Origin of the sequence: Agarivorans sp. Z349TD_8 (assembly GCF_050870825.2) — a bacterium.
GTDB lineage: Bacteria > Pseudomonadota > Gammaproteobacteria > Enterobacterales > Celerinatantimonadaceae > Agarivorans.
Window position 1 is genome coordinate 3,736,063 of sequence record NZ_CP194037.2, and the last position, 26,112, is coordinate 3,762,174.

Annotated in this window: 22 protein-coding genes; 8 read left to right on the forward strand and 14 right to left on the reverse strand. The window is 45.3% G+C overall.

The features are described 5' to 3' along the window. Window positions 1–55 precede the first annotated feature (55 nt). The 3 genes from ACRRS1_RS16875 to ACRRS1_RS16885 form a co-directional block, all read right to left on the reverse strand. A complete protein-coding gene (locus ACRRS1_RS16875; protein WP_432467334.1) occupies window positions 56–742 on the reverse strand; it encodes a TIGR01621 family pseudouridine synthase in 687 nt (228 codons plus the stop codon). A 68-nt stretch (window positions 743–810) separates the two neighbouring features. After that, window positions 811–4,518 (reverse strand): DUF748 domain-containing protein, encoded by a 3,708-nt coding sequence (locus tag ACRRS1_RS16880; RefSeq protein WP_432467333.1) that lies wholly within the window; start codon window positions 4,516–4,518, stop codon window positions 811–813. Between the two features lie 30 nt (window positions 4,519–4,548). Continuing rightward, the gene (locus ACRRS1_RS16885) at window positions 4,549–5,175 is read right to left on the reverse strand and encodes a LysE family transporter (protein ID WP_432456150.1); all 627 of its coding nucleotides are present in this window, start codon (window positions 5,173–5,175) and stop codon (window positions 4,549–4,551) included. A gap of 343 nt (window positions 5,176–5,518) precedes the next feature. On the opposite strand from ACRRS1_RS16885, the gene ACRRS1_RS16890 reads away from it, so the two are divergent. Then, entirely contained in the window at window positions 5,519–6,790 is a 1,272-nt protein-coding gene (locus tag ACRRS1_RS16890) for a GGDEF domain-containing response regulator (RefSeq protein ID WP_432467332.1), read from the forward strand. Window positions 6,791–6,813: 23 nt separating this feature from the next. Here the strand turns inward: ACRRS1_RS16890 and ACRRS1_RS16895 are convergent, their stop codons facing one another. Next, window positions 6,814–9,735 (reverse strand): HD domain-containing phosphohydrolase, encoded by a 2,922-nt coding sequence (locus ACRRS1_RS16895; RefSeq protein WP_432467331.1) that lies wholly within the window; start codon window positions 9,733–9,735, stop codon window positions 6,814–6,816. Between the two features lie 244 nt (window positions 9,736–9,979). On the opposite strand from ACRRS1_RS16895, the gene ACRRS1_RS16900 reads away from it, so the two are divergent. Together ACRRS1_RS16900 and ACRRS1_RS16905 are read left to right on the forward strand one after the other, a co-directional pair. Continuing rightward, window positions 9,980–11,299 (forward strand): DEAD/DEAH box helicase, encoded by a 1,320-nt coding sequence (locus tag ACRRS1_RS16900; protein ID WP_432467330.1) that lies wholly within the window; start codon window positions 9,980–9,982, stop codon window positions 11,297–11,299. Between the two features lie 115 nt (window positions 11,300–11,414). Next, window positions 11,415–13,211 carry an ABC transporter ATP-binding protein gene (locus ACRRS1_RS16905; protein ID WP_432467329.1) on the forward strand — a complete coding sequence of 599 codons (1,797 nt, stop codon included), beginning with the start codon at window positions 11,415–11,417 and terminating at the stop codon, window positions 13,209–13,211. 2 nt (window positions 13,212–13,213) lie between these two features. Here ACRRS1_RS16905 and ACRRS1_RS16910 read toward each other — a convergent pair whose 3' ends face one another. From ACRRS1_RS16910 to ACRRS1_RS16920, 3 genes are all read right to left on the reverse strand, one after another. Further along, a complete protein-coding gene (locus ACRRS1_RS16910) occupies window positions 13,214–13,681 on the reverse strand; it encodes a TIGR02444 family protein (RefSeq protein WP_432467328.1) in 468 nt (155 codons plus the stop codon). Window positions 13,682–13,898: 217 nt separating this feature from the next. Beyond that, window positions 13,899–14,111, reverse strand: coding sequence for a cold-shock protein (locus tag ACRRS1_RS16915; protein ID WP_432452030.1), 213 nt, complete (start codon window positions 14,109–14,111; stop codon window positions 13,899–13,901). Window positions 14,112–14,381: 270 nt separating this feature from the next. Further along, the gene (locus ACRRS1_RS16920; RefSeq protein ID WP_432467327.1) at window positions 14,382–14,639 is read right to left on the reverse strand and encodes a DUF3820 family protein; all 258 of its coding nucleotides are present in this window, start codon (window positions 14,637–14,639) and stop codon (window positions 14,382–14,384) included. An 87-nt stretch (window positions 14,640–14,726) separates the two neighbouring features. Here ACRRS1_RS16920 and ACRRS1_RS16925 point away from each other — a divergent pair, with 87 nt between their 5' ends. Both ACRRS1_RS16925 and ACRRS1_RS16930 read left to right on the forward strand, forming a co-directional pair. Continuing rightward, entirely contained in the window at window positions 14,727–15,008 is a 282-nt protein-coding gene (locus tag ACRRS1_RS16925) for a pyrimidine/purine nucleoside phosphorylase (protein ID WP_432459954.1), read from the forward strand. 9 nt (window positions 15,009–15,017) lie between these two features. Beyond that, window positions 15,018–15,293 carry a hypothetical protein gene (locus ACRRS1_RS16930; protein WP_432468973.1) on the forward strand — a complete coding sequence of 92 codons (276 nt, stop codon included), beginning with the start codon at window positions 15,018–15,020 and terminating at the stop codon, window positions 15,291–15,293. On the opposite strand, the gene ACRRS1_RS16935 is transcribed toward ACRRS1_RS16930, so the two are convergent. From ACRRS1_RS16935 to gloA2, 4 genes are all read right to left on the reverse strand, one after another. Then, window positions 15,279–15,695 carry a MerR family DNA-binding protein gene (locus tag ACRRS1_RS16935; protein WP_432467326.1) on the reverse strand — a complete coding sequence of 139 codons (417 nt, stop codon included), beginning with the start codon at window positions 15,693–15,695 and terminating at the stop codon, window positions 15,279–15,281. The two genes, ACRRS1_RS16930 and ACRRS1_RS16935, sit on opposite strands and share 15 nt — an antisense overlap. Further along, window positions 15,688–18,069: a heavy metal translocating P-type ATPase gene (locus ACRRS1_RS16940; RefSeq protein WP_439036000.1), complete on the reverse strand. Its 2,382-nt coding sequence runs from the start codon at window positions 18,067–18,069 to the stop codon at window positions 15,688–15,690. Before ACRRS1_RS16940 ends, ACRRS1_RS16935 begins: the two co-directional genes overlap by 8 nt. Window positions 18,070–18,130: 61 nt before the next feature. Then, a complete protein-coding gene (gene phrB, locus ACRRS1_RS16945; RefSeq protein WP_432467324.1) occupies window positions 18,131–19,579 on the reverse strand; it encodes a deoxyribodipyrimidine photo-lyase in 1,449 nt (482 codons plus the stop codon). A 123-nt stretch (window positions 19,580–19,702) separates the two neighbouring features. Then, a complete protein-coding gene (gloA2, locus tag ACRRS1_RS16950) occupies window positions 19,703–20,086 on the reverse strand; it encodes an SMU1112c/YaeR family gloxylase I-like metalloprotein (RefSeq protein WP_432452024.1) in 384 nt (127 codons plus the stop codon). 410 nt (window positions 20,087–20,496) lie between these two features. Here gloA2 and ACRRS1_RS16955 point away from each other — a divergent pair, with 410 nt between their 5' ends. Both ACRRS1_RS16955 and ACRRS1_RS16960 read left to right on the forward strand, forming a co-directional pair. After that, window positions 20,497–21,732: an OmpP1/FadL family transporter gene (locus tag ACRRS1_RS16955; RefSeq protein ID WP_432467323.1), complete on the forward strand. Its 1,236-nt coding sequence runs from the start codon at window positions 20,497–20,499 to the stop codon at window positions 21,730–21,732. A 148-nt stretch (window positions 21,733–21,880) separates the two neighbouring features. After that, window positions 21,881–22,588: an SDR family NAD(P)-dependent oxidoreductase gene (locus tag ACRRS1_RS16960; protein ID WP_432467322.1), complete on the forward strand. Its 708-nt coding sequence runs from the start codon at window positions 21,881–21,883 to the stop codon at window positions 22,586–22,588. Between the two features lie 37 nt (window positions 22,589–22,625). On the opposite strand, the gene ACRRS1_RS16965 is transcribed toward ACRRS1_RS16960, so the two are convergent. Both ACRRS1_RS16965 and ACRRS1_RS16970 read right to left on the reverse strand, forming a co-directional pair. Continuing rightward, on the reverse strand, window positions 22,626–23,444 hold the full coding sequence (locus ACRRS1_RS16965; RefSeq protein ID WP_432467321.1) for an AraC family transcriptional regulator: 819 nt from the start codon (window positions 23,442–23,444) through the stop codon (window positions 22,626–22,628). Window positions 23,445–23,484: 40 nt separating this feature from the next. Then, a complete protein-coding gene (locus ACRRS1_RS16970; RefSeq protein WP_432467320.1) occupies window positions 23,485–24,078 on the reverse strand; it encodes a LysE family translocator in 594 nt (197 codons plus the stop codon). A 202-nt stretch (window positions 24,079–24,280) separates the two neighbouring features. On the opposite strand from ACRRS1_RS16970, the gene ACRRS1_RS16975 reads away from it, so the two are divergent. Beyond that, on the forward strand, window positions 24,281–24,535 hold the full coding sequence (locus ACRRS1_RS16975; protein WP_432452019.1) for a TIGR02647 family protein: 255 nt from the start codon (window positions 24,281–24,283) through the stop codon (window positions 24,533–24,535). Window positions 24,536–24,961: 426 nt separating this feature from the next. Here the strand turns inward: ACRRS1_RS16975 and add are convergent, their stop codons facing one another. Next, on the reverse strand, window positions 24,962–25,966 hold the full coding sequence (gene add / locus ACRRS1_RS16980) for an adenosine deaminase (RefSeq protein WP_432467319.1): 1,005 nt from the start codon (window positions 25,964–25,966) through the stop codon (window positions 24,962–24,964). Window positions 25,967–26,112 lie beyond the last annotated feature (146 nt).

Consider the following 26,112-nt stretch of genomic DNA (forward strand, 5'->3'; position numbering starts at 1 on the left):
CAACCAGATTTAAAGTCTTCGCTTTTGATGAAAACTTAAGCTTGACGGATCACCGTCAATTCGCTCCAAGGCGTGGAAATGGAATATCCCAAGGTTTAGCCAACAGTCTAATTTGCTCTGCCATCGCCGTAGCAGCAAATTCACCATCGAGATTTTCTTCAGCAATAAAACTTTGTGGTTCACCATGCCACACAAAATGTAAAGCATAGGCGTGTAAATAACCTCGTTCTGCTGCCTCTCCAGCATAACGCTGATCGCCTAAAATTGGTGAACCTAAGCTTTTTAGAGCGACTCGCAATTGGTGAGTTCGTCCGGTGCGAGGTTTAAGCAAAAACAAACGCCGCTTAGCCTGCACCGCGTAACTAAAAAACTGAGTGATAGCGGGTTTATTGCTGGTTTTTGCCAGCTTCCAGCTGCCGTTACGCGCCTTCAGCATATCGCCTTTAATCAGACCTTGTTTCTTTTTTGGCTTAGCACTGGCAATCGCTAAATAATATTTATCGACCTGACCTTGGCTAAACAATTCTTGAAACTCACTCGCAGCCTGCTTGGTTTTCGCTAACAATAACAGGCCCGATGTAAGTTTATCTAAACGATGCACTGGCCACAGCGGCATTGCAAACTGCAGCTTGGCAAGTTCAACCAAGCCCAGCGCACCATCTTCAGTATGAAAATTCAGTCCACAAGGTTTATTAAGCACTAAAAAATCGGGATGTTCGGCGACTAAAACTAGAGTCTGCATGACAGGCTTCCTTAACAACGGAGCGCTATTATCCGCCCCCCCTTAATTAACGCAAGCCCAAGACCCTGTTAATCCGCAATCACACTCAGCGTCACTATCATCGCTGAAGGCTGTTTATCTAAGGTTTGGCGCTGTACAAAGGCGCGCTCATTGGGCAACTGATATTGTTTGGTTAAGGCATCCTTCACGGTGATAGCTCGATGTTCGGCCAAAGTTTCTAACTGCGCTTCGCTCACCGTCATCTTTTGCACCAGATACTGATACCAAAGGCTATGTAACTGTTGATTGAGATGTTCAGGGCTTAACTGTTGCTGTTCTTTTAAACTCTGACTCAAGGTTTGTCGATCGAGCTCTCGACGACTTTCTTCTATATTTTGCTGAGCCAAATTCACTAATGCGCTGCGCAAGCGCGTATCCTCTAATACCGAGCTTAAATTAACTTGCTCGATAGGCAGCGTTAAACCCGATGCTTCGATCAACAAAGATGCAAGTTGCTGACGTTTTAAGGCTGGCACATCTTGTGCATTTTCAACCGTTCCTGTTAACGCAATTTTTAGGTGCGGTCGTTTATTTAAACCTTTCACTAATTGCGCTAATTGCTGAGTTTGGCTCTCACTTAATTGGCTACTACCAGCCGCAAAGCTAAAATGATTTAAGGTTTCGTCAGAGCCAACTAAAGAGCCGATGATGGCAAAGGGTGACGTGACAATTTTAGTCAGCGCGCCCCCCAAGGCTTTAAACACTAAACCAGCAACATTAAACTCAGGATCATTCACATCGCCACTAACTTTTAATCCGAGATCGATCACCCCTTGATCATCTTCCAGTAAAGCAATAGCCAAAGAAACCGGCAATGAAGTGGCCTTCTCACTGTCAGTGCGCTTACCTAACTGTAACTGTTCGATATAAATCTGATTATTGCCCTGTAGCCGATTCTTCTCCATCTGATAAGCGAGAGATAAAGACAATTGCCCACGCTCAATCACATAGCCAGCATAAGTCCCGGAGTAAGCACTTAGGCGGGTTAATTCTAGATGTTTAAAATCGAGCTCCGCATCAAAAGTTGGCTCGGTAGCTAACGGGGCGACTTTACCCACAAAATTTACCGGTGCATAACCATCAACCTGCCCGCTCAACGCCACTTCGGCAGCCATACCAGGCGCTTGGCTTAACTGACCAATATGACCAGAAACCTGTTCGATATCGGCTGAAAAATTAGGCTTTAATGAGCGGTCAGTGAAATTGACCAAACCGTCGCTAAATTCGGTTTTTTCGATACTCACCCGCCAATCGTCTGGTTCTTCGGAAACACTCGATTCCGTTGACCTATGACGAGCCACTTTAGCAGGCTCCGCCGCTTCAATCGGCTTAATAAGGCCATTCAGGTTGGTCGAAAAATCTTCATCGATATCCACCAGGAAATACGGCTTGATAAAACTCAGTTCACCCAAGGCCAAGCGCCGCTCGGCGCTATTAAACTCGAGGTGACTCAGCTTCAATTGATTCCATTTTAACAGCTCAGATTGAGTCCGCGCATCTTGTAACTGCAAGTCATCTACACCAAGCTCACCTTGCATCGCCAACGCAAAAGCCTGTTGCCAGTTTAAACTTAACTGTAAATGTGAACTTAGCTTGGCCGAAATAAGTTCCAATTCGGAGTATTGCGCGATATAGGGTTGGTAATGATTTAGCGCGAGTGCATCAAGCGTGACGTCAAGTTGAGCCTGTTGCTCAGCTAATTGTACCAGCCCTTGCAGCTGCACTTTCCCACCTTGTTGTGCACTCAGCGCTGCCGAAACATTCACCGGCTGTGCCAAACTCGAATCCAGAGGGCCTACATTAAGACTTTTGATCTGCCAGTGATGGCTCAATGCTTGCCCCGAAAAAACTTCGCTCAAAGCCAACAGGGAGTTCTGCGCATGAACCTGTTTAATCCGTACTTGCCAGTCAGGTTCAGAGCCATCATCGCTGGCCTTATCCCTTAAAATCGCAGCAGGCTCTAAATGAGGAGAGCTCTGCGATGATGTCTGAGTCACCAGCAACTGCTCAAGCACATCGAAATGGCCGTCTTGATCGACACTCATCGACAAATTAAGACCTTCGCTATTGACCCTGTCAATTTGAACTTGGCGTGTGGCAAGGTCGACCCCTATATCTTCGACCTGCAATGTTGGCCAAATGATCCAAGCTTTAGCGCCATCATGCGGCGAATTTAACACCCTCAACTCAGAGAGCTCCAACCGACCTTGCTGAGAGGTAAAACTCATGAAGTCATTCAGATCAATGGATAACCGGCTACTAAAAGCCAGCTTGCCCTTGGCCGAAGGTAAGTGAAGCCAAGGGGAATACCACTTTTGCAGCTCGGCTATCGACAAATTAGCGATGCTCAGTTGGCCATTTAGTTTCTGTTTAGGCCCCTGAAACTGTAGTTCGGCTCGAATTGGACTCTCACCATAAAGTTGGGCCGCCAAACGCACATCTGTGGTTTGATTCATTGCACTGGAAAAAGCACCGAGCTGTAATTGCTGTAACAACAGTAAATGATTTTTACTTTCGGCCTGCCACTGTTCATCAATATTCAAGGCAAACTGCTGCAACGACACACTGGAAAAGCTCACTTCCCAAGGCTTAACAGCTGCCTCTGGCGCATTACTGATAGACCTCGCTGGCTCGACCTCAGCCGCCCCGCTCATTTCCGCCAATAACCTATCGAAATGAAACCACGACAACCAGTCTAAATGCGCTTGTTGATCAAGCATCCCCTTAAACATGCCATCACTAATTTGGATGTCACCGAGGCCAAGCTGCCGTTGACGCAGATCGAGCGCGATACCTTTTAATTTAAGCTGCGCTAAATGACTACGGGTTTGCTGCAGCGCCTGTAAACTCAGCGTATCAATAAGCAACTGGCCCTGCTCCGTAGTCAATTGAAAATCATCTTGGTAATCAATTAAATACTGAGTGCTAAGTTGTAAATTGCCCTGAGTGATGCGCAAATCAGTATAAGGACGAGCAAAGGCGAACGCATTGGCTAACTGAAAGTTCTCTAAACTCACATCACCAGAGATTTGCGAAGCGGGTAAGTCCACATAACCGTTCCACGTTAAGCGCCCCTTATCTCCAATCTGAGCATTCACTTGGTAAGCATTAACGCCCGCACCGGTTTTTTGGCTATAGAAATTCTGTAAGGATAAAGAAACTTCCGAAATATCGAAATCTACTGCTTGCTCAGGTAAATAGTCACTGATCCGCAAACTCGCATCACGTAACAAAAATTTCCCGAATCCAAACCTTGGTAAACTGCGACCAGAGATATCCGTTGGTTCTATTTCGGGTTCAGCGGCTGTCGCAAACAAGCTATCAATATTCAGACGACCATCTTGCAAGCGACTCAAATGAACAAACAAGCCATCGAGCTCAACTTTGTCAAACTGCCAGCGCCAATAAAATAGGGAACTCAGACTGAAATCAATATACAGTCGTTCAAAACCAAGCAGGGGTTGAGATGGCTGAACCGCCAATTCGGCCAAAGAGAATTGGCGTAAAGTTAATGCAAGCTTTAAAGGATGATAACTCAGTGCTTGCACTGAGACCGGATGGCCACTACTGCGACTGAGTTGGCTCTCAATTTGCTGTTTCAATAGCCATGGCAAGAAAGTAAGAGACAACAACAAATACGATATAAAAGTGAGCGCTAAATAGCTGGTTATCTTTTGCCAAGGCCGTAAGGTCTGCCAACGTTTTTTTAGTAGTTTTATCCATCCAACTAAACTCATAGCGCTCCCATAAAACTAACTTACCTCGACTTACTTTTGACTACTAAACAATAAGCGAATACCCAAGCTCACTAACACCAGCCCCATGCTGCGATCAAACCAATGACCCACTTGCAAAAACTTACGCCTGACTCGCTGAGTGCTAAACAACCAAGAGATCATCATAAACCACAAAGCGGTGGCCATAACCATATATAAACCATAGCCTATTTGAACTAACATCGGGGTTGCAGGACTAATCACCACGGTAAATAATGACAAGAAAAATAAGGTTGCTTTAGGATTTAAACCATTGGTCATAAAACCACTGATAAAGGCGCTGCGATCACTGAGTTCTACGGGCGCAGTCTGGTGAAGATCGTGTTCGGTTCGAGCCTTGGAACGTAAGGCATGAAAGCCAATCCATAATAGATAAGCGGCACCTAAACATTTGATTACATTAAACAACCAAATAGATTGTGAAATCACCAAACCAATACCAAGTACCGAATAGACCACATGAATCAAAATACCACAGCCCACCCCCAACGACGTCATAACGGCAGCCCGCCGCCCCACGCCAATACTATTCTTTAATACCACTGCCAAGTCTGGGCCAGGTGAAGCAACAGCCAATAAATGAACCACGACTACGGTCAAAAACTCCATCCAATACATCACATTCCCTCCTGAACAATACTATCTACAAACACAAGCCCAATATCTCCGCTCCAGAGAGTCACAGAGCAAGCTGAGTGAAACTGCTGAATCACGCAGCAAATAAAGCTTTCACAACGATTACTTTTCACAATCATAGTCTGTTGTTCCAAGGCCCATAACCATGGTGCGACAAGCACAACAAGCGCAGCTCCTGGCCATTATACATTGAAGAGCAAGCGTCTCTCCAAACGGCCACCTTCAACCAGCCCTTGGTATTTATATTGAGAAAAACTTGGGTCATTTACTAAACTTTAAGCTCTCTTACTCTACAATCAAACAAGCGCTTATTGGAAGTCATACAATGCAAAAAGTACTCATTGTCGAAGACAGTGCCACAGTTTTAAAAATACTACGTCATCTATCACCGATGCTTCGTGATTTAGTTCCTGTTTTTGCCGCCGACTTCGAGCAGGCAAAACAAGCGTATTCGGCACACCCAGAGCATTTCTTTGCGTCTCTCGCTGATTTCAATTTGCCCGATGCCCCTAATGGCGAACTCATCGATTACTTACTTGAACAAGGTTTACCAACCGTTGTTCTTTCAGGCTCATTTAATCAACAGAGCCAATCCTTAATCCATAAAGGTGTGGTTGATTATGTATTAAAAGAAGGTCGTTATGCCTACCAACTTGCCTTCGATTCAATTAATCGACTCTATCAAAATCGCCATACTAAAGTACTGGTTGCCGAAGATTCTGGCTTAGCAAGGAAACACATTTGCAGTTTACTGCAACGCCAATTATTCCAAGTATTTGAAGCCGAAGACGGACCAAGTGCGTATCAACTTTTGCAACAGGAACCTGAGATTAAATTACTGCTCTGTGACTACCAAATGCCACACTTAAATGGCTTTGAATTAGTCCAAAAAGTCCGTCACGAAATGACTCAGCGACGGATCAGCATCTTAGGACTTTCTGCGGCGGATGATCCCCAAGTATCAAGTAAATTTATTAAAAATGGTGCCAATGATTATCTGCCAAAGCCCTTTTCCATTGAAGAGTTTCAATGTCGGGTGAACCACTGCCTAAATACTCTCGCCTTGGTCGAAAAACTAGAAAAAGCAGCCTATCAAGATTACTTAACCGTCATCCCCAATCGACGTTATTTTATTGAACATGGCCGAAAACTACACCAAAAGGCTCTTCAGAAAGGCTCGCCACTTGCAATAGCTGTGCTCGATATCGATCACTTCAAAAATTTTAATGATCAATATGGACATGAAGCTGGCGACGCGGTGTTAGTTCACTTCGCCCGCCTACTAAAGTCAGGATTAACAAATTTTTTGTTCGCTAGAACTGGAGGCGAAGAGTTCAATGTCGCCTTAGCCGGATTAAATAACGATCAGGCTTATCAATTACTCGATGCTTTTCGAGCTCAAGTGGCAGCCACTGATTTTTACTACAACGACCAAATATTATCGATCAGTGTCAGTATTGGCGTAACCAACCAGCACCACGAACATTTAGAAGCTCAGCTCAATTATGCCGACGAATTGTTATATCACGCAAAAAGTGCTGGACGGAATATTGTCGTTGGTGACGAGTCACTTACTCACAAAGAATCACCGGAGTGAGCAAATCATGACTTGTCGAAGCCTTATACGCCTTGTGGCATATAATCATCAACGTTAATCTCATCAACTTGCGCTGGAGCTAAATAATGCTTGGCGTAATCAAGATAGATCCCCGAACTTAAGAACAAACGGAACACATCTGCGTCAATATGTTGATCTTCACACATGCGACACATAATCATCAACGACTGACTCAACGTTTTACCTTTTTTATAGGGTCTATCAGCGGCGGTTAAAGCTTCAAATATATCCGCCACCGCCATCATCCGGGCCGTGAAAGGCATTTGAGACTTGATCAGCTGTTTGGGATAACCGCTGCCATCCATTTTTTCATGGTGGCCACCGGCGATTTCGGCAACCCGCCGTAAATGATCTGGAAAAGGTAATTTCTCTAACATAATGATGGTTTGCACAATATGATCATTAATTTTATAGCGTTCTTCTTCCGTTAAAGTGCCGCGTGCAATGCTCAAATTATAGAGTTCACCGCGGTTATATTTATATTTAGGAACCTCAAGTTTAAAACCCCAAGGATTATCATCAGCAATTTTTTCATCTTCTCGCCGATAAATAATATGTTCTGGTTTATCATCGATCAGCTTCTCTTTAACAGGCAGTGGCGATACCTCAGCACTACGACGCTCTAACTCCACATGAGATAAACCTAAACGATCATCTAATGTTCTCAACCAAGTTCGTTGGGCAATGCTCTCTAAACGTTCGATGTCATCTACACCAACAAATTCACCGCCAATATTCAACTTGGCAACAAAAGCAAATTCATCGTCTAACACCTGCAGTTCCTGCGCTAGCTGTTGCGCAAGACGCTCCTGCTCTGGCTGGCTAATTCCATCAGCAACTTGCTGCCAATAACGTAGCTGTGCATCTCTTTTTACCACTTCAAAGCGCATTCTTAACTCGTGGATCCGATCATAGATGGTTTCCAATTTAGTGGCTTTGTCCACCACATACTCAGGGGTTGTGACCTTGCCACAATCATGCAACCAACTCGCGATATGCAGTTCTTCCCACTGATGCTCAGTCATGGAAAAATCAGCAAACACCCCTTGTTGTTGCGCAACCGCAGCGCTCGCCAACATTTTTGTTAACTCGGGGACGCGTTGACAATGCCCGCCGGTATATGGCGATTTAGCATCAATTGCACCGGCGGTCAGACGAATGAAAGACTCAAGTAATTGCTTTTGTGATTCCACTAAATGACTGTTTTCAATGGCAATCGTCACAACACTACTCAAGGCGTCGATAAACGACAGGACTCGAGAAGATACTTCGGTATTTTCGAAACCAAAAGTGGCAATAATACCGACCAACTTATGTTGACGATTAATTAACGGCGACACGACTAAATTCAAGTTTTGCTGTTGAAAATTCAAACGTTCGAATTTGCTGGTGGCAGTCGTCGTAGCATCTAACAAATGCTTTACGAGAGGTTGTGACAAGCTATCAACATAGTCAAACTGCTTGGGCAAAGAGATGGTATTACCAGATTGGGTTTGCAACACAAATTGCTGATCCTGCTTCAACCATATGGCCCCATTGTTCATGTTCGCCACTGTTTGCATCTCTTGGACACTTTTTTCTAATAAGCGAGAGAAGTTACTCTCCTCACCGAGCATGGTTGAAACATCGGCAAACTGTTGAATGGTTTTCTTTAATTGTTCGGTAATTTTACTCAGCTGATCCACCTCCAATACGACCGAGTTCACGGGTACAGTGGCATCGAAATTGAAGGCCATGATCGCTTCACTTTGTTTCATTAACGCCCGTAACGGCGTAGCAACTAAGCGCGAGGCATACCAAGCAACAGGTAGCGAAATTAAAATAATGATAATGCTAAATATGACCGACTGATCACGTATCGCTCTTACGTCCATTAACAGCTCATCTTCAGGAGTGACCAAACCTAAATACAGATTTTCTAAGCCTTGTTCATTCCCAGAGCGAGCCCCCGCCAGCTTCAATTCGATCACATTTCCCATCCACTGTTGATCTTGATAGTCAAACAGGAAGCTTTCTCCAGAAACTAAATTCGCTTGCTTGGTTAAACAAGACAGTACCCCTAAGTCTTGCTGTTCAAGTTTTGGTAAAACCACCGCCGCGTCACTCACTTGCAAGTGTTCACTAATCCACGACGGTTGTTGATGGGCTAATACCGAAAAATCTTGATCAAACATCACCAACTGCGAAGATCCACTGATAATATTTTTTTGCAGGCTGGAAGATACACTGGCCAGTGTAATATCTACCCCTACGACCATCGATTGACTGGTATTTGCGGTGGCGAGGGTCACCCCGACCTCATTGGTGGTATAAAACACATAGGGTTTGGTTGTCGCCAAACCAGGCTTACTCATCGCCAGCTGATACCATGGCCGCTCACGAGGATCTAACTGATAATTTCGGGTGTGCGAATCAACTAAGGTCTGCATTTTTTTGTTATAAAAAGTCAAACTCGATTTTCCCGCCACCACTTTGGTGACTAATACCACAGCGCCTAAGGGCGCCTTTAGTTGGCGATGCTTTTCTAGGGTATCCAGCGGACGAACTAAATAGAAGTCACCGTTTTGATACCCCAGATAAGCCGCCGATAAGCCCCGCTGCTGGTTCAGGCTGGCATACAGCATCGGTAACCAACGCAGCTCTTGTTGATCAAGCTGCTGCATACTTAAATCCAGTGCCGCTAAATCGCGGATGAAATGCTGCGCCGGATAAATAAGCCCCTCTAATTCAGACACCGTAGCGTTCCCAACTTGCTCAAAGGCATGGGCCTGATTTTTACTCACAATATCGCTGGTATGGTAATAATTGAGCGCCCCTATCACCACGCCGCTCATAATCAACATAAACATCATTACGCACACCAGGTGAATGTGAAAAGAAAATCGCCAAGCGGGTTTTTCACTTATATTTTGATTTGTGTTCATGATCGATCCATCAATAAAGAGCTCTGTCCTAATTGATAACTATCGCAACATGAGCCAATACAGGCAAGTACAACCCGTCGTTAAATTGATATGTAACCAAAAAGGTTCATTCATCAAACCCAGCCTGATAGTCAATCAATCGCGCGATAAACCAACAAATTAACCCCATGGCTATGAATCCTTTAGGTAAGCATTCCGCTTTACGGTTATAATCAACACACATTCATCATATGAGAGTAACAACTTGCAGTTTTCCGAACTTGGCTTAGATCCTCGCTTAAATAAAACCATTGAGCACTTTGGCTTTGCCGAGGCAACCGAAATACAGGCTAGAGCGATTCCAGCAGCCATTGCAGGAAAGGATCTGCTCGCATCTTCAAAGACAGGCTCCGGTAAAACCTTAGCTTATCTGCTACCCGCAATGCAGCGGATGTTAAAAACCAGAGCACTTTCCAAACGAGATCCTCGGACCTTGATCCTCACTCCTACTCGCGAGCTAGCTAAACAGGTATTTGCGCAACTGCGCCTACTGGTTGCCAATACGCAAACGCGAGCCTGCTTAATCAGCGGTGGAGAGAATTTTAATGATCAAAGTAAAGTCTTGCGCAAAGACCCACATATTATTGTCGCCACCCCCGGTCGTTTAGCAGACCATTTGAGTAAACGTCATTTATATCTAGAAGGTTTAGAACTGCTGATCCTAGATGAAGCCGATCGAATGCTCGATCTCGGATTTGCCGAACAATTAAATATTGTTGACCAAGCAGCCAACCATCGTAAACGTCAAACCTTGATGTTCTCGGCCACTTTAGATGATGCTGCGATTAACTCTTTCGCCCTCAAGCTGCTTAATGAGCCAGAGCGGATTGCCGTTGGCTTTAGCTTTACTCAGCACCAAGACATTAGCCAACATTTTGTATTAAGCGATAACTTGGAACAAAAACAGTTACAGTTAAGCCACTTACTGCAACAGGCGCATTTAAAACAAGCCATTGTCTTTACCGCCACTCGTGCCGACACTCAGCGCTTGGCCGAAGAGTTTAACCAACAAGGCTTAAAATGTGCGGCTTTGAATGCAGATCTCAACCAAGGGGCTCGCAACAAAATTATGGATGAGTTTAGTCGCGGCCATCAACAAGTCTTGTTTACCACCGACTTAGCCTCTAGAGGCTTAGACATTGTGCAAGTTTCCCACGTCATCAACTTTGATATGCCAAAACATGTGGAAGAATACGTGCATCGTATCGGTCGCACCGGGCGCGCGGGTAACTCAGGCACCGCCTATTCCTTGATAGGGCCAAAAGATTGGCAGAGCTTTAAAAGCTTAGAAGCCTTATTGGAACAAAAAGTTGATTTTAGCCTACTTGAAGGGGCTGAGTTAAAGGCCAAGTTTAAAGGCTTACGAGCACCAACGAAGAAGCAAATGAAACACAAAGCCCAGCCTGCGGCGAACAAAAAGCGCGGCACAATTAAAAAAGACAAAGTAATAAAATCGAATCGAACCTTTGATGTTGGCACCGATATGGGTGATGCCCCCATTGTTCGCCAGAAGAAAAGCGATTAAATTCAAGTTGTTCAGGGTACCACTAATTCTTTAGCCGTACCCTGCGGCTAGCTTTTTCAATCAAGTGTCCGTAGACTTGGCAGCATCTCAAATGAAAAAGATTCTTATTTAAACTATGGATTCAGCCTCAGTCTCTCCGACTTTTACTTGGGCAAGCATTCGCCAACAAATTTTCCAATACAAACGGCCGCTCGCTTATGCTCACTTGATTGCCATCATCGCGACCTTGGTCAGCGTACCAATCCCGTTAATGATGCCGCTACTGGTTGATGAAGTGCTACTTAAGCAACCGGGAACCGCCGTTGCGATAATGCAAACACTGCTTCCCGAAGTTTGGCACAAACCCAGTGGTTATATTCTAACGATTTTGGCCCTAGTGATTAGCCTGCGACTACTATCTTTAATTGTTGGAGTACTACAATCTAGACAATTTACTTTCATCGGCAAACAGATCAGTTTTTTAATCCGTCAACGTTTAGTCGAACACCTACCCAAAGTTCAGCTCCGAGAATATGAAACTCAAGGATCCGGTGGGATCAGCGCCCGTTGCATCACCGATGTGGAAACCTTGGATAAATTTATTAGCGAAAGCCTGTCAAAGTTTTTAGTGGCGGTGCTCACGATCATCGGTACTGCGGCAATTTTACTTTGGATAGATTGGCAGCTAGGGCTGATTATTCTGCTGCTTAACCCAGCAGTCATCTATTTTTCTCGATCTTTTGGCAAGCATGTTAAAGAACTTAAAAAACAAGAAAACGCAGCCTTTGAGGCTTTTCAATTAGCCTTGATTGAAACCCTAGACAGCATTCAACAATTACGCGCAAGCCAGCGCGAAGACCATTACTTCTCACGGGTGGTCACCGCAGCCAGCCAACTCAAAGATCATGCGATCGCCTCGCATTGGAAGACCGATGCGGTTAATCGTTTAAGCTTTACTGTCTTCTTAATTGGTTTTGAAGTGTTTCGCGCCGTAGCCATGCTGATGGTGATATTTTCCGGTTTAACGGTTGGCCAAATCTTCGCTGTATTCGGCTACCTTTGGTTTATGATGGGCCCCGTTCAAGAAATACTCAATATTCAATACAGTTACTTTAGTGCCAATGCAGCGATGGCAAGACTCAACCAAATATTTGAGTTAAAGCAAGAACCTCGTTACCCCTGTCAAGTAAATCCCTTTAGCCAATCGCAAGCGCCCGACATTCGTTTTGAAGATCTTTGTTTCAGTTACACGGCCGAAAGCCCTGTATTAAAAAACATTAATATTCAGCTCCCCGCTGGGAAAAAAGTGGCCATCGTATCGGTAAGTGGAGGCGGAAAATCAACCTTAGTCAACTTACTGTTAGGTCTCTACCAAAAAGACAGTGGTCAAATTTATTTTGCAGGTCACCCTATTGAATCCGTTGGTTATGCCACGGTCCGTAGCAATATCGCCACAGTATTACAGCAACCAATCTTATTTAATGCCAGCGTGAGAGAAAATCTCAATATGGGGCAACAACATAACGACCGCGAATTATGGCAGGCCCTAGCGCTCGCAGAATTGAAGACCACCACCCAGAAACTACCTGAGCAGTTGGATACGATCGTAGGGCGCAGCGGTGTACGTTTATCTGGAGGACAAAAACAACGTTTAGCGATTGCCAGAATGATTTTAGCAAAACCTGCGGTGGTGATTCTAGACGAAGCAACATCGGCCCTAGATACCGAGACCGAAGCGAAGGTTCACCGTAATTTACAAGGATTTTTAGATAATCGTAGCACCTTGATTATTGCTCACCGTTTAAGCGCTATCAAACAGGCCGATCTAATTTATGTGTTGGATGATGGGCAAATTAGCCAAGTAGGCGAACACCAACAACTGATCCAACAACAGGGCCTATATCAAACCCTTTATCAGCACCAAACCGAGTGAGACTAGCCAAGGGCGAGCGCAACTCGCTGTAAATATTCCTCTGGACTCAGCTCTACCTGTTCAAGGTACGCAGATAAAGCCTGCTCAGCGGGCAGCCCACCAGGATAGCGTTGTTGGCTAATCACCAACTTTTGCTGCTGACGTTGCTCCAATTTTAATTCATGCTGTAATAACAGATCATATTGACGTTGGCTAATTAAGGGCTTCACCACGCTGCGGTAATCCCGAAATTGCTTCAGCTTTTGTTCGCTATCGTCAATGTTTCGTTGTAAATAATCAAGATTGACCATCCATCGCTGCTGCTTACAAAATCCTAACCAAAGTAGCAAATTGACATTACATTGATATTTATTTTGTAGGGACAAACACAGGCTTTTTACCTCTGGCGCAGCATAAACTTGTAGGGAGTAACGCCAAAACTGATCGACGATGACCTGCTGTTCCGGTACTAAAGAAGATTCTTGCATCATAGTCTAACTCACTCCATGTCAAACCAATTTAAGTAATATTCTTATGCCTGATCAAAAGCTAAAAAAGCTAAAAATCTGCTAATTACCAAAGTCCTACCCTAACAAAGTGGCTAACTACCTGACAACTCTTGAACTATTCCTTAATCAAACGAACTGTAAAGAAAAAAAAACGCCATCTGAAAGATAGCGTTTTGACTAAAAATCTTAACTGCACGATTTAAATGGCAGTTACATTTTCAGCTTGAGGGCCTTTTTGACCTTGTACCACTTCAAAAGTCACCGCTTGACCTTCTGCCAAACTACGACGACCGTTACCATTGATCGCGCGAAAGTGAACAAAAACGTCCGGACCTTTCTCTTGAGCAATAAAACCAAAACCTTTTTCGTCGTTGAACCATTTCACGGTTCCTGATAATACCTGACCTGACATTATCGTCCTCTCATATATCATGTGCAAATTAACGTATTAGCTAGGCAAGCCAGCGACAAAAAGTTAACCACACCTAAAATAGACAGGCTAAAACCTTTGACATATCAACAAGCATTGCTACAGCGCATTACATTCTCTACTAAATACTCAATCAGTGCATTTTTCAATCAATTACTTACGACTTAATTTTGATTAAATGCATAATAAGAGTACTTAGATTTAATACGCTAGCAAAGAGATGAGCAAAAAACAACCAAGTATAGACGAAAGTTAATCGACTTTTCTCTCTAACAGCGGCCAAATCACTTTCTCTAAGCCGGCTATTTTTATTTCTAGTGCGAAGGCCATCAACTGACCCAGCTCACCATCTGGAAAACCATCTTTATTGAGAAACCATAATAAATATTCTTCGGGGAGCATGATAATTTCTCTCCCAGCATATTTGCCAAAGGGCATTTTATGCCGGGCTATTTTGACTAACATCGCCTTATCAAAAGGCTCACAGGGATTCAAATTCTGTTCATTCATTGTTCAACTAACTCTTAGGACGATCCAAATTAGCTCACATTATGCTAGCCTGCTATTTTGTACAATCAATTCAAACAAGGATCTTTAATGTTAAAGAGTAACGAGTACTTTAACGGGCAAGTGAAATCTATTGGCTTTGCAGGGAAAGAAAAGCCTAGTTCAGTCGGCGTGATGGCTGTGGGTGAATACGAGTTTGGCACCGCCGAACCAGAGTTAATGGTGGTTGTATCAGGTGAATTGATCGTCAAACTACCCGCAGAACAGGAATGGCGAAGCTTCAAAGACGGTCAACAATTTAATGTGCCCGGCAATGCAAAGTTTCAATTGAAGGTACCTTGCGAAACCGCCTATTTGTGTGTGTACGGCTAGGTCTTCATGATGAATAAAGATCCCGACTCCCTTCTAAAAAAGCGCCCAGCACTGATCCACTCCGAGCATTTGCAAGTCAGTTCGCATGTACAGCGCGAAGAAGGAGACTGGATCTTACATACCCTGATGATCAGCAATTACGATGTGCCCTTTATCTACAAGCGCAAACAACGATATAAAGACTTAGTCGGGGCGAGAGTCAATCTAAGTTATTATCCGAGTACGCAAAGTCGTGGCGGATTTGATTTTGAGATCATGAAAGTGGTGCGTCTACGGCATAGCTAAATACTGCAAGCGACTCGCACCAGCCAAGCCTTCCAAAATAGGGCACTCTGGCCGCTCTCCACCATGGCAACAATCGACCATCGCGGTAAGACTCGATCGCAACTGCTGTAATTGCTGAATCCGCTGTTCCACCTCTTTAAGATGTTGCATGGCGATAGTTTTCACCTCCGCAGCATGACGTTGCTGATCACCATATAGAGAAAGCAGCTGTTTACTTTGCGGCAGGCTAAAACCAAGTTCTCGGCAATTCCCAAGAAATTGCAAATGACCAAGTTGTACTGGCTGATAATAACGATAGCCATTGTCGCCTTTAAGCGCCTCGACCAAGCCAATATCATGATAGTAACGTATTGTTTTCACCGACAAGCCCGTGAGCTTAGCCACTTCACCAATCTTATACATCGGTCTCTCCTTGAGGGGCATGCCAATACTTAAGCCGTAAAGCATTGCCGACCACACACACCGAGCTTAAGGCCATAGCTCCGCCCGCAAATGCCGGATTAAGCCAGCCCATGGCGGCAATCGGTACGCCAAGCAAATTATAGATAAAAGCCCAAAACAAATTCTGTTTTAAGATCCGCCAGGTTTGTCTGGCCAAGGCAATAGCCTGAACAATCAGCAAGGGATCATCACGCATTAACACCACATCTGCCGAATTTAGCGCGATATCACTACCGCCCCCCATGGCGATACCAACATCTGCTTGCGCCAGTGCCGGCGCATCATTCACGCCATCACCCACCATCATCACGGTCGCCTGCTGAGCCTGTCGTTGTTTAATCTGCGCTAACTTTTGTTCGGGCAGTAGCCCCGCGTGCCAGTCATTAATTCCCAAATCACAGGCTAAACTCCGACTCACCTGTGGGGCATCACCACTCAACATGCTGACTTTAAGCTTAAGCCGTTTTAACATTGCAACCGCTAACTTGGCACTAGGGCGTGGTACATCAGCAAAAGCCAGAGCAGCAAGTAGTCGTTGCTGATTCGCTACATATACCACCGTGAGGCCTTGCTGCAAACATTGTTCAGCTATATCTAACTGAGCTTGGCCAAGTACTATACCTTGCTGTTCAATGAAGCGCTGATTTCCGAGATACAGTCGATCCACAAGCAGCTCACCTTGTGGCAGTTGTAGTAACTGCGCTTCGATGCCAAGTCCCGGATAACTATTAAAATAATCTAATGCGAATAACTGTTGCGAGTCAGCTGCCGCGATCATCGCCGCCGCTAAGGGATGTTGACTCCCTTGCTGTGCACTGGCGCATAAGCGCAGTAAATCGCTGTCGGCCAGTTCACTGAAATTATGACGGTTCACCAATTTAGGCTGGCCTTCACTCAAGGTACCGGTTTTATCGAGCAATACCTGATCCACTTTATGACTCAGCTCTAAGGCCTGAATGTTCCGATATAAGATCCCTAGTTTCGCTCCCCGCCCTGTGCCTGCCACCAGCGCAGTTGGCGTAGCTAAACCTAAAGCACAAGGACAGGCTATCACCAGCACCGAGACCGCCGCTAACAACCCTTGAGCAGGCTGGCCAAGAAGACTCCAAACCAACAAAGTTGTGAGCGCAACCAATAAGATAGCGGGCACAAAATAATGGCTGATCTTATCGACTAAGCTTTGGATCGGAGCCTTACCCGATTGTGCTTCACTTACCAATTGAATAATTTTACTCAAGGTGCTGTCGCGGTTTTCAGCACTCACAGTGACCTTGAGTAAACCCGAGCCGTTGATGCTACCAGCCAGAACTCGATCTCCCACTTGCTTCTTCAAGGGTAGGCTTTCTCCGGTAATCACCGCTTCCGACACTTCACTGCTGCCCCACAGTACATCGCCATCGGCGGCTAAAACTTCTCCCGGCTTCACCAAGATGATATCTGCCACCTTTAAGCTTTCAACCGATACTTGTTCAGCAATGCCTTGCTCATTTAAACGCAGCGCTTGCTGGGGGCTTAAATTAACTAACTCGGCAATATTGCTAGCCGCTTGGTATTTGGCCCGTTGCTCCAGGTATTTACCGAGTAAAATAAGGCTAATAATCACTGCGGCCGCTTCAAAATATAGATGCCCCGTTTGACCACTTTGCCACAGATAAACACTGTACCCATAGGCGGTGCTGGTTCCCATCACCACTAAGGTATCCATTGAACTACTACCGCGCTTTAAGGCTAACCAGGCACCGCGATAAAAAGGCAAGGCAATATAAAACTGCACAGGCGTGGCCAGTAACCACTGCCATAAGGGCGCTAAAGTGAGGGAAGAAAGCAACATTGGAAGTAATAAGGGTAGTGATAACAACAAACTAAACAATAAGCGCCAAGGAATAACAGCTTGCTGAGCATGCCCTTGCACTTCATTTTGCGCTTGCTGAACCGCAAAACCGCAGTCAATGATGGTTTGTTTCACCGCACTCAGATGCTGAGCCTCTGGCAGTATGTCGATGCTCAGTTGATTTAAGGCTAAGTTAACACTCACTTTATCAACCCCTGACAGTTGATTCAGTGCGCTTTCTAACTTCGTCACACAACTTGCACAATTAAGACCAGTAATCTGCCAGATATGATGCTCGAAGGGGATCTCAAAACCTTGGGCACTCAAGGCTTGACGCAGCGCTGGTAGCACCGAAATTTGTGGTGAGCGGATCCGCACCTGATTCAAGGCTAGATTAACACTGCCCTCTTCTACCCCAGCTTGCTCGGCTAAGATCCCTTCAACTTTTCGTACACATCCAGCACAGCGTAAACCCTGTAAAGGAAACACCAGTGAAGCACTCATCATCAACGCCCTAAATTAACCTCGTGATGAGTATAGTGTTAACCCTCCCATAACGGGAGGGTCAAGCGAAATTTTTAGCCTGTTCGAAGTAAGCTAAAATTAATTGACGCTGTTCGGCATGGTTCACTACGGGTAAGGGGTAATCAATATACCGCTTATTTTTATTCGCCCAAGCATGGGGTTGATGCACATACTTGCCAGGAATATCCGCTAGCTCAGGCACCCATTGGCGAACAAATTTACCTTCTGGATCGAAACGTTGGCCCTGAGTGGTCGGATTAAAAATACGAAAATAGGGTTGAGCATCGGTACCCGTAGACGCCGCCCATTGCCAACCGCCATTATTCGACGCGAAGTCGCCATCAATTAAATGCTGCATAAACCAACGCTCACCCAGCCGCCAATTGAGCAGCAGATCTTTACTTAAAAAACTCGCCACGATCATCCGCAAACGATTGTGCATCCAACCCGTCTGATTTAACTGGCGCATCGCTGCATCAACAATCGGATAACCCGTTTGTCCCTGCTGCCAAGCCTTTAGCAAGTCTTGATTCTCATGCCAGGGGATCGCCTCGGTCCAACCGATAAAGGCATGAGACATCGATAAACGTGGATTTGCAGCCAGTAAGTGGCGGTAAAATTCACGCCAAATAATCTCACTTAACCAGCAAAATGCGCCCCCCTCAGGTTCAACTAAACAGTGGGGATGGTCTAATAATAAACGAGCCAGACATTGTCTTGGACTTAACATTCCTAAGGCCAAATAAGCGGATAATTTACTGGTGGCAGGCTCAGCTGGAAAATCACGCAGCTGTTTATAGGCAGTTGCTTGACTCGCGCTAAATTGTCTCAGCTGAGTAATGATCGCCTCATCATCCACTGCCCAGGCACTGCTATCTACTCGCGGATAATTAATGTCAGGGATTGCTGCTGAGTGAGCCAGCAAATGGCTAATGCCTGTACTCAAGCGACGACTAACCAGCGCAGTTGGGCTGCGTAGTGGGCTCAGCTCGCTTTCACTCAAGTGAGCCAACCAGGCTTTGCGAAACGGCGTAAACACTTTAAAGAAATTACCCGCTTGAGTTTTCAGCGAACCTGGCGCAATACCACATTCGCCATGATACTGACACCATTGAACATTGACGGCTAACAATTGCTGCTGGCATGCTTGGTCACGGCGCTGCTCATTCAGCTCATATTGGTAATGACTGTGCGCAGCAACTATTTGATATTGCTGGCACAGCTCAGTCAAACATTGTGGAACATCGCTAAAATGCGGACATTCTCGTAACACCAGTGGGATATTTAAAGCCGCGAGATCTCTTTGCAAAACTTGCAAACGTCGCCCAATTAAATCGGCTTGAATTGGTGCCATTGCATGCGCCTGCCATTGCTCAGGGCAGCCAATATAAATGGCTAACACATCCCCGCCCTCGGCAATCGCAGTGCTCAGCGCTTGATTATCTTTAATTCGTAAATCGTTTCTAAACCAAACCAAATGGGTGGCCATGGGATCCCTTTCGCGATTATTATATTCAAGCTGTACTACGTAGCGACTCACCAAATTGATCAGCCGCTTAAGCGATTCGCCCATTGTTCGACTGAGAACCCAGACCTGAATTATCTCGACAGCTTATTGCTCGTACAACTCCAAAGGTAAACCGTCAGGATCATGAAAAAAACTAAAACGTTTTTGGGTATAGGGGTCGACTCGAACAGGTTCAACCGCGATTTGGTGCTGAGCCAAATGGCCAATCGCCTGATCAATATTTTCCACCGAAAAAGCCAGATGTCGCAGGCCTTGCGCCTCTGGGTAACTTGGGCGTAATGGCGCACCAACAAAAGAAAACAACTCAATTTGACGACCGTCAGCCAAGGCTAAATCGAGTTTGTAAGAATGACGCTCGGCTCGATAATGCTCAGCCACAATCGTCAAGCCCAAAATTTCACTGTAAAACTGTTTAGAGCGGCTATAGTCAGAACAAATAATCGCAATGTGATGGATCCCCTGAAACATACTGAATTCTCTCCTATTAATAATTATCGATCCAAGCAAACAAAACTCATGTAATGAGCCACGAGGCTAAATAGCAACCCTTAAAATCAACGACTAGATGTACTTTAGTCTGCAAATTAAACTCAGAATGAAACAATGGGAGCTAGCTAGCATTATCACAAGGACCCGCCCCTACCTCGAACAAGTCCCTAAAAAAAGCAGGGTAGAAAAATAATTCACTAAAAAAACCATTGAAAGCAATAAATTTTAGAATAAATAATGTCGTGGTGCTGGATAAGCTCATAATATTCCATCTGGTCGGAGTTGTAGCAAAGCCTTGACTTGCCTAAGATGCGCCAGCAAATTCCAATCAATAATATAAAAGCTGCGCTAACCATCGGCAAAAGCTCCTACTTAGAGACCATTTCTCAATGAATAAACGTATATTAGGCCTAATGTCTATTAGTGCTTCATTAATCAGTGCCCACAGTCTGGCGGCAGGCTTTCAACTCAACAGCCAATCTGCGACAGGGATTGGTCGTGCATTTTCCGGTGATGCGGTGATCGCCGATAACGCCTCCGTATTATCGCGTAACCCTGCTTCAATGGCCATGTTTGATAGCCCAGCCTTGTCACTCGGCCTCACCTATGCCGATATTGATGTCACGATTAAAGACGTGAACTATGGTCCCATCAACTATGGCAGTGAGCGCGACGCAGCAGAAGATAAAATCATTCCCAATGCCTATTACATCCATCCGCTCAATGAACGTTTAGCTATTGGGGTAGCCGCCTTTAGTAATTTTGGTACCGGCACCGATATTAGTGCACTCAACAACAGTGGCGCAGCAGTGACTCCGGTTGATTTATTCGGTAAAACCGAAATTGTCACCATGAACTTTAATACCAGCCTATCTTATCGAGTGAATCAACAACTAAGTGTGGGTGCAGGCCTTGACTTGATTTACGGAGAAGGCACCCTCAACCGAACGGGTGAAGTGATTGGTGGCAGCACAGTGCAAAGCACTTTAGTTGATGTCGAAGCCGATGGATGGGCGATTGGCGGTATTGTCGGCGCAACTTATGAGTTCAATGATAAAAACCGCTTAGGTATGAGCTATCGGATCAGCCCCGAGTTTGTCGCTGAAGGAAAAGTTAATTATGGCGGTCAAAGTTACGATGAAATCCATATTCCACTGCCCAATATCTTGCAAATTGCCGGCTACCATGAGTTAAACCCACAGTGGGCGGTTCACTATACCACGCAACATACCAGCTGGAGTGATTTTGATCACATTACCGTTACTGGCTCTCAAGCCGAGCAAACCGTAAAAAGCTACCAATGGAAAAACTCATGGCTATTTAGCCTGGGAGCCACCTATCAGATCAACAGCAAGTGGACCGCCCGCGCGGGTTACATGTATGATCAAGGCGTGGTCGATGAGTTAAGTTCCTTATCCATCCCAGATTCCGACCGTAACTGGTATACCGCTGGCGCTACCTACCACCTCAGCCGTCATAGTAGCATCGACTTCGGTTTAGCCTTGGTTCGAGGGGAAGATGTTGAAGTCAAAGAAAACAGTAGTATTCCAGGGCTTGGTCAAGTCGTTGGTCACACCCGCTCCAACGCAGCTTATTACTCGATGCAATACAACTATTCTTTCTAGAGCACTCAAGTCTTTCTAAGATTACCCAAGCGATGATGAGCGAATTCATCATCGCTGCACCAGCTCTGCCCTTCCTTTTCGATCGGTGAACTTTATCGTTCAGCACTACGTATTAGTGCCATAACTCACCAAACACTAGCGATTGTATATGCATGCTCTGGTCATCGGCGGCTCAGGCGGTATTGGTTTGGCATTAGTCAAACAGCTTTGCCAAGACCTTCGTTTTACTCGCGTTAGCGCCACTTGGCATTCTCGCCCTGCCAACTACCAACATCCAAAACTCCATTGGACACAACTAGATATCCGCAAAGAAAATGATATCTCAAAGCTATTTGCCGAAATGAAACAACTCGATTGGCTAATTAATAGCGCTGGTCTACTACACAATTCAGCACTTAAACCAGAAAAAAGTCTCGCTGAATGCCACAGTGAAGCCTTTATGCTCAACATGCATATCAACGCACTGCCCTGCATCTTGTTGGCAAAACATAGCGCTAAGTTACTCAAACAAAGCAAAACAGCGATATTCGCGAGTATTTCAGCTAAATTAGCTTCCATTGAAGATAATCGTATCGGCGGCTGGTATAGCTACCGTTGTGCCAAGGCGGCACAAAATATGGCGCTAAAAAACATTAGTATCGAATGGCGGCGCAGCCATCCAAATTGCTGTGTTGCAGCACTGCATCCCGGCACCACAGATACCCCGCTATCCCAGCCTTATCAAAACAATGTACCCGCAGCACAATTGTTTACGCCAGGGCAAAGCGCCAACTATCTATTGGCAATACTACACCAACTCAAAGCCTGTGATAGTGGTCAATTCTGGTCTTGGGATGGGCAAAAACTGCCTTGGTAAACTGCCTATTCAGCATTTGTTGACACTAAGTTCAAGCCTAAACAAAAAATCCCTGATACTGCTTAGGCGTTAAGGCCAGCCGTTTCTTAAAGTTACGTTGAAAATGACTTTGATCGGCGAAACCGAGCTGTAAGGCGGTATCGGCTATACTGTTACCGGTGCGTAATAAGGCTTTGGCTTGATTGATCCGTTGATTCAATTGAAAAGCATGTGGTGATAAGCCATAAACTCGCTTAAAGCTTCTAACCAAATGGTAGCGACTTAAACCTGCGACATCGGCTAATTCACTTAAATTAACAGTCTCCGCCAACTGATCTTGAATACACTGTTGCACCCTTGCCAGCTGAGGTAGCGCTAAGCGCTCAACATCAGAACGTAACCCCTGTTTAGCGCCAAATTGCTGCTCAAAAAAACCGATCAGCAACTCTTCTTGTAATAAAAGCTCCTGCTCCTGGGCAATACGATTAAACAACTGCGAAATAGCTCGATAACTGGCCCCACAACTCAAATAATCCTGGCCAAAGGCATGGTAGTCAGTTGCCGGTTTAGCCAACATTTCAGCTTGTAGTTGACCGACCCACAGACTATCTACAAACAACATCCGGAAGGACCAAGCACCTTGTTTTGGGTTGCAAGAGTGAACATCGCCCGGATTAATCGTGACGACCTGCCCTTGCTGAATACGATGCAGCTGACGCAAGTTCTGGTAGTTCGCCTCTCCAGCGTCAATCACACCAAAAGAAAACTCATCATGAGAGTGACGGTGGTAGCAAGCCTGCGATTGGTAAGCCTGACGCAATTCCACGCTAGGTAAACCAATACTGCGTTTCAACATCACTTTCTCGCTTGACGCCATTCCCCCTCCCTCTGCAAGTCGATTAGACCAGTAAGCTGAATTACCAAAACCAAGAACACACCGATAACACCAATAAGCTTGCCATCAACAAATTAAAGCCGCGCATCCGCCGCGGAGTCGCTAAAAAGGAGGAAATTAAGGTGCCAAGCGCAGCCCAAGCACCCACCCCAAATAAACACACCATAAAAGAAACCAGACAAAAAACCAACAAGTAATAAAATGCTGGCTGCTGGCTCGATACAAACAAACTTACACCAGACATCGCCACCAGCCAGGCTTTAGGGTTGAGGCCTTGAACCAAAACCCCCTCCAGCAATTTTGGAGGCATTGCTAAGCTGAGTTGCGCTGTTTGACTCACTGGCGCAGCGCCAATGCGCAAGGCCATGTACAATAAATATGCCGCCGCAAGATATTGCAATATGGGGTTCAACAATGGCATCACCAAGCTGAGGCTATTCAAACCAAGCCCTGCCAGCAGCACCACACCACTGTAACTTAAACTGGCACCAAGCACATGCGGTAGTGTGCGACGAAAACCAAAATTTACCCCGGCACCCGTCGCGATAATATTAACCGGTCCCGGCGTTATCGCCCCAATCAAGGCAAACAAAAACATCGATACAAACACACTCATCTCGTTCCTCCCCATTCAATGCGTCACGCTAACATAGAGGATCGCCTCAACGTTTTATTGAACAAAATTGCGCTAAGTTATCGACCGATGAGAAAGCTATCGAGAAAAACACTGCGTTAGTTATCACTTCTGTGCCACTTCGCTTGCGCGCTGCGAACAGTCTTTTTATGGTGAGAACAACACAATAATAAAGGAACACCCTATGAAATTTGCGACGACCAATATCGCCGAACTAAATTTGTTATTACAGTTTGATAGCAGCAGCCTGCAAACTGGCATTAAAGTTCACCAAGACGCCCCTTCAGAGTTAGTTGCAGCCGCCCAAAGCCTATTTGACAAGGGGCTAACCACGCTCCCCGATGGCGGGTATCTTACCGATTTAGGCGTTGAAGTATTGGAGCATGGGCAAAGACTACTGGCGGTTCTGAACACCAAACCAGAACACGAACCCGCTTAAAAAAATCTCAAATATTTGACAGCCAAGCAGCAAAAAGCTTGGCTCTATTTTCAATTAAAACATCCATCATCAGCCAATCCATTTCTGCCGCTCAGCTTCAATTTAAATCATCAAAAACTGACGCCTCATCTATACATTTACACAAGTGAAGATGAAGACTCGTTTAGTCATTGATGTTACATATCAAACAACAGGCACGACCATAAATTGCTCACTGTCATCCATTTCCTCTTCCACTAAATGACGGATTTAAAGCGCACCAAGGTATCAAAAACTCCCCGCCCGCTAATGTCTGCTTTATCATTAAAAGCATTTACAATTGCGATGAAATCAAAATGGAATTAATTTCATGGTCAACAAGCAATTTCAGTGCATGACAGTCGGCAGAAGCCGCATCAGCCTAATACAGCTGTTCATTGACAGAATTTACGCTATGCGTTTTGCTGCTTTCTCGCGCAGTCTTCTGCGCTCTTGCTCACTCACAAAAGCCATTTTTAAGCCATTACTTTGTAACAGTGCAATTTGCTCATCAGCAAAACCTAAGATCTCTCGGGCAATCCGATACTCATCAGACAACTCAATAGCCGAGACTCCGGGATCGTCAGTATTCAGGCTAGCTCGAATACCCGCCGCTAAAAAAGCTTTTAGAGGGTGCTGGCTTAAGTCAGCCACGGTATTGGTTTGAAAATTTGATGACAAACAGGCCTCGACGCCTATTTTATGCTTCGCCACATATTCCATTAACTTCGGATCTTCGATGATCTTCACTCCATGGCCAATACGCGTCGCGCCTAACTCGCGAATCGCCTGCCAAACACTCTCTGGCCCAGCAGCTTCACCAGCGTGCACAGTGATCGCAAAACCAGCATTACGAGCGTGAGAGAAGTGTTCTACAAATAACCCGCCGGGTTTGCCCAACTCATCACCCGCTAAATCAACTGCAACAATGTGCTCACGAAAGGCCATACAGGCAGCCAACTCTTCACGACAAAACTGCTGACCAAAAGTGCGGCTCATAATGCCAATTAACTTCACCTGCACATCATATTTTTGCATGCCTCGGCGAACGCCTTCAATCACCGCTTCTACCACACCTTCGGGCTTCAACTGGTGACTCATCGCCATATAACCCGGACTAAAACGCAGTTCGGCGTAATCAATCTTCGCCTTCATCAAATCTTCTACGTTCTGTTCGGCCACCAGCGCGCAAGCTTCATAATCACCAAGTACCTTAACGCCCCAATCCAACTTAGACAAAAAGGCGACTAAATTCGGTTCTTGTTTGGTAATTTGCACATGTGGAACCAATCCAGCTAATTGGTTAGCTGGTAAGGCTACATTAAACTTTCGACCCAGCTCTAAAATAGTTTCGGCGCGAATATTTCCGTCGAGATGGCGGTGTAAATCAGTCACTGGATATTGGATTAACATCGTAAAGCCTGCTGTTATTTTAATGATTGAACTCAGTTTAGTCAGCGGCTCAGGCGAGTCCAACTTAGATTGGCTGAAATAACATCGCCTAACTGGAATAGTTTCAAACCGCTCACTATTTTAACTTAATATGTTGATTAAAAGTA

Coding starts and splice junctions, on each gene's coding strand:
- ACRRS1_RS16925 (WP_432459954.1), top strand. CDS start 14,727: ATGTTAAAGAGTAACGAGTACTTTAACGGGCAAGTGAAATCTATTGGC.
- add (WP_432467319.1), bottom strand. CDS start 25,966: ATGTTAATCCAATATCCAGTGACTGATTTACACCGCCATCTCGACGGA.
- ACRRS1_RS16885 (WP_432456150.1), bottom strand. CDS start 5,175: ATGTATTGGATGGAGTTTTTGACCGTAGTCGTGGTTCATTTATTGGCT.
- ACRRS1_RS16965 (WP_432467321.1), bottom strand. CDS start 23,444: ATGGCGTCAAGCGAGAAAGTGATGTTGAAACGCAGTATTGGTTTACCT.
- phrB (WP_432467324.1), bottom strand. CDS start 19,579: ATGGCCACCCATTTGGTTTGGTTTAGAAACGATTTACGAATTAAAGAT.
- ACRRS1_RS16910 (WP_432467328.1), bottom strand. CDS start 13,681: ATGATGCAAGAATCTTCTTTAGTACCGGAACAGCAGGTCATCGTCGAT.
- ACRRS1_RS16905 (WP_432467329.1), top strand. CDS start 11,415: ATGGATTCAGCCTCAGTCTCTCCGACTTTTACTTGGGCAAGCATTCGC.
- ACRRS1_RS16875 (WP_432467334.1), bottom strand. CDS start 742: ATGCAGACTCTAGTTTTAGTCGCCGAACATCCCGATTTTTTAGTGCTT.
- ACRRS1_RS16935 (WP_432467326.1), bottom strand. CDS start 15,695: ATGTATAAGATTGGTGAAGTGGCTAAGCTCACGGGCTTGTCGGTGAAA.
- ACRRS1_RS16960 (WP_432467322.1), top strand. CDS start 21,881: ATGCATGCTCTGGTCATCGGCGGCTCAGGCGGTATTGGTTTGGCATTA.
- ACRRS1_RS16895 (WP_432467331.1), bottom strand. CDS start 9,735: ATGAACACAAATCAAAATATAAGTGAAAAACCCGCTTGGCGATTTTCT.
- ACRRS1_RS16930 (WP_432468973.1), top strand. CDS start 15,018: ATGAATAAAGATCCCGACTCCCTTCTAAAAAAGCGCCCAGCACTGATC.
- ACRRS1_RS16975 (WP_432452019.1), top strand. CDS start 24,281: ATGAAATTTGCGACGACCAATATCGCCGAACTAAATTTGTTATTACAG.
- ACRRS1_RS16915 (WP_432452030.1), bottom strand. CDS start 14,111: ATGTCAGGTCAGGTATTATCAGGAACCGTGAAATGGTTCAACGACGAA.
- ACRRS1_RS16940 (WP_439036000.1), bottom strand. CDS start 18,069: ATGAGTGCTTCACTGGTGTTTCCTTTACAGGGTTTACGCTGTGCTGGA.
- ACRRS1_RS16890 (WP_432467332.1), top strand. CDS start 5,519: ATGCAAAAAGTACTCATTGTCGAAGACAGTGCCACAGTTTTAAAAATA.
- ACRRS1_RS16970 (WP_432467320.1), bottom strand. CDS start 24,078: ATGAGTGTGTTTGTATCGATGTTTTTGTTTGCCTTGATTGGGGCGATA.
- gloA2 (WP_432452024.1), bottom strand. CDS start 20,086: ATGTTTCAGGGGATCCATCACATTGCGATTATTTGTTCTGACTATAGC.
- ACRRS1_RS16955 (WP_432467323.1), top strand. CDS start 20,497: ATGAATAAACGTATATTAGGCCTAATGTCTATTAGTGCTTCATTAATC.
- ACRRS1_RS16880 (WP_432467333.1), bottom strand. CDS start 4,518: ATGAGTTTAGTTGGATGGATAAAACTACTAAAAAAACGTTGGCAGACC.
- ACRRS1_RS16920 (WP_432467327.1), bottom strand. CDS start 14,639: ATGAATGAACAGAATTTGAATCCCTGTGAGCCTTTTGATAAGGCGATG.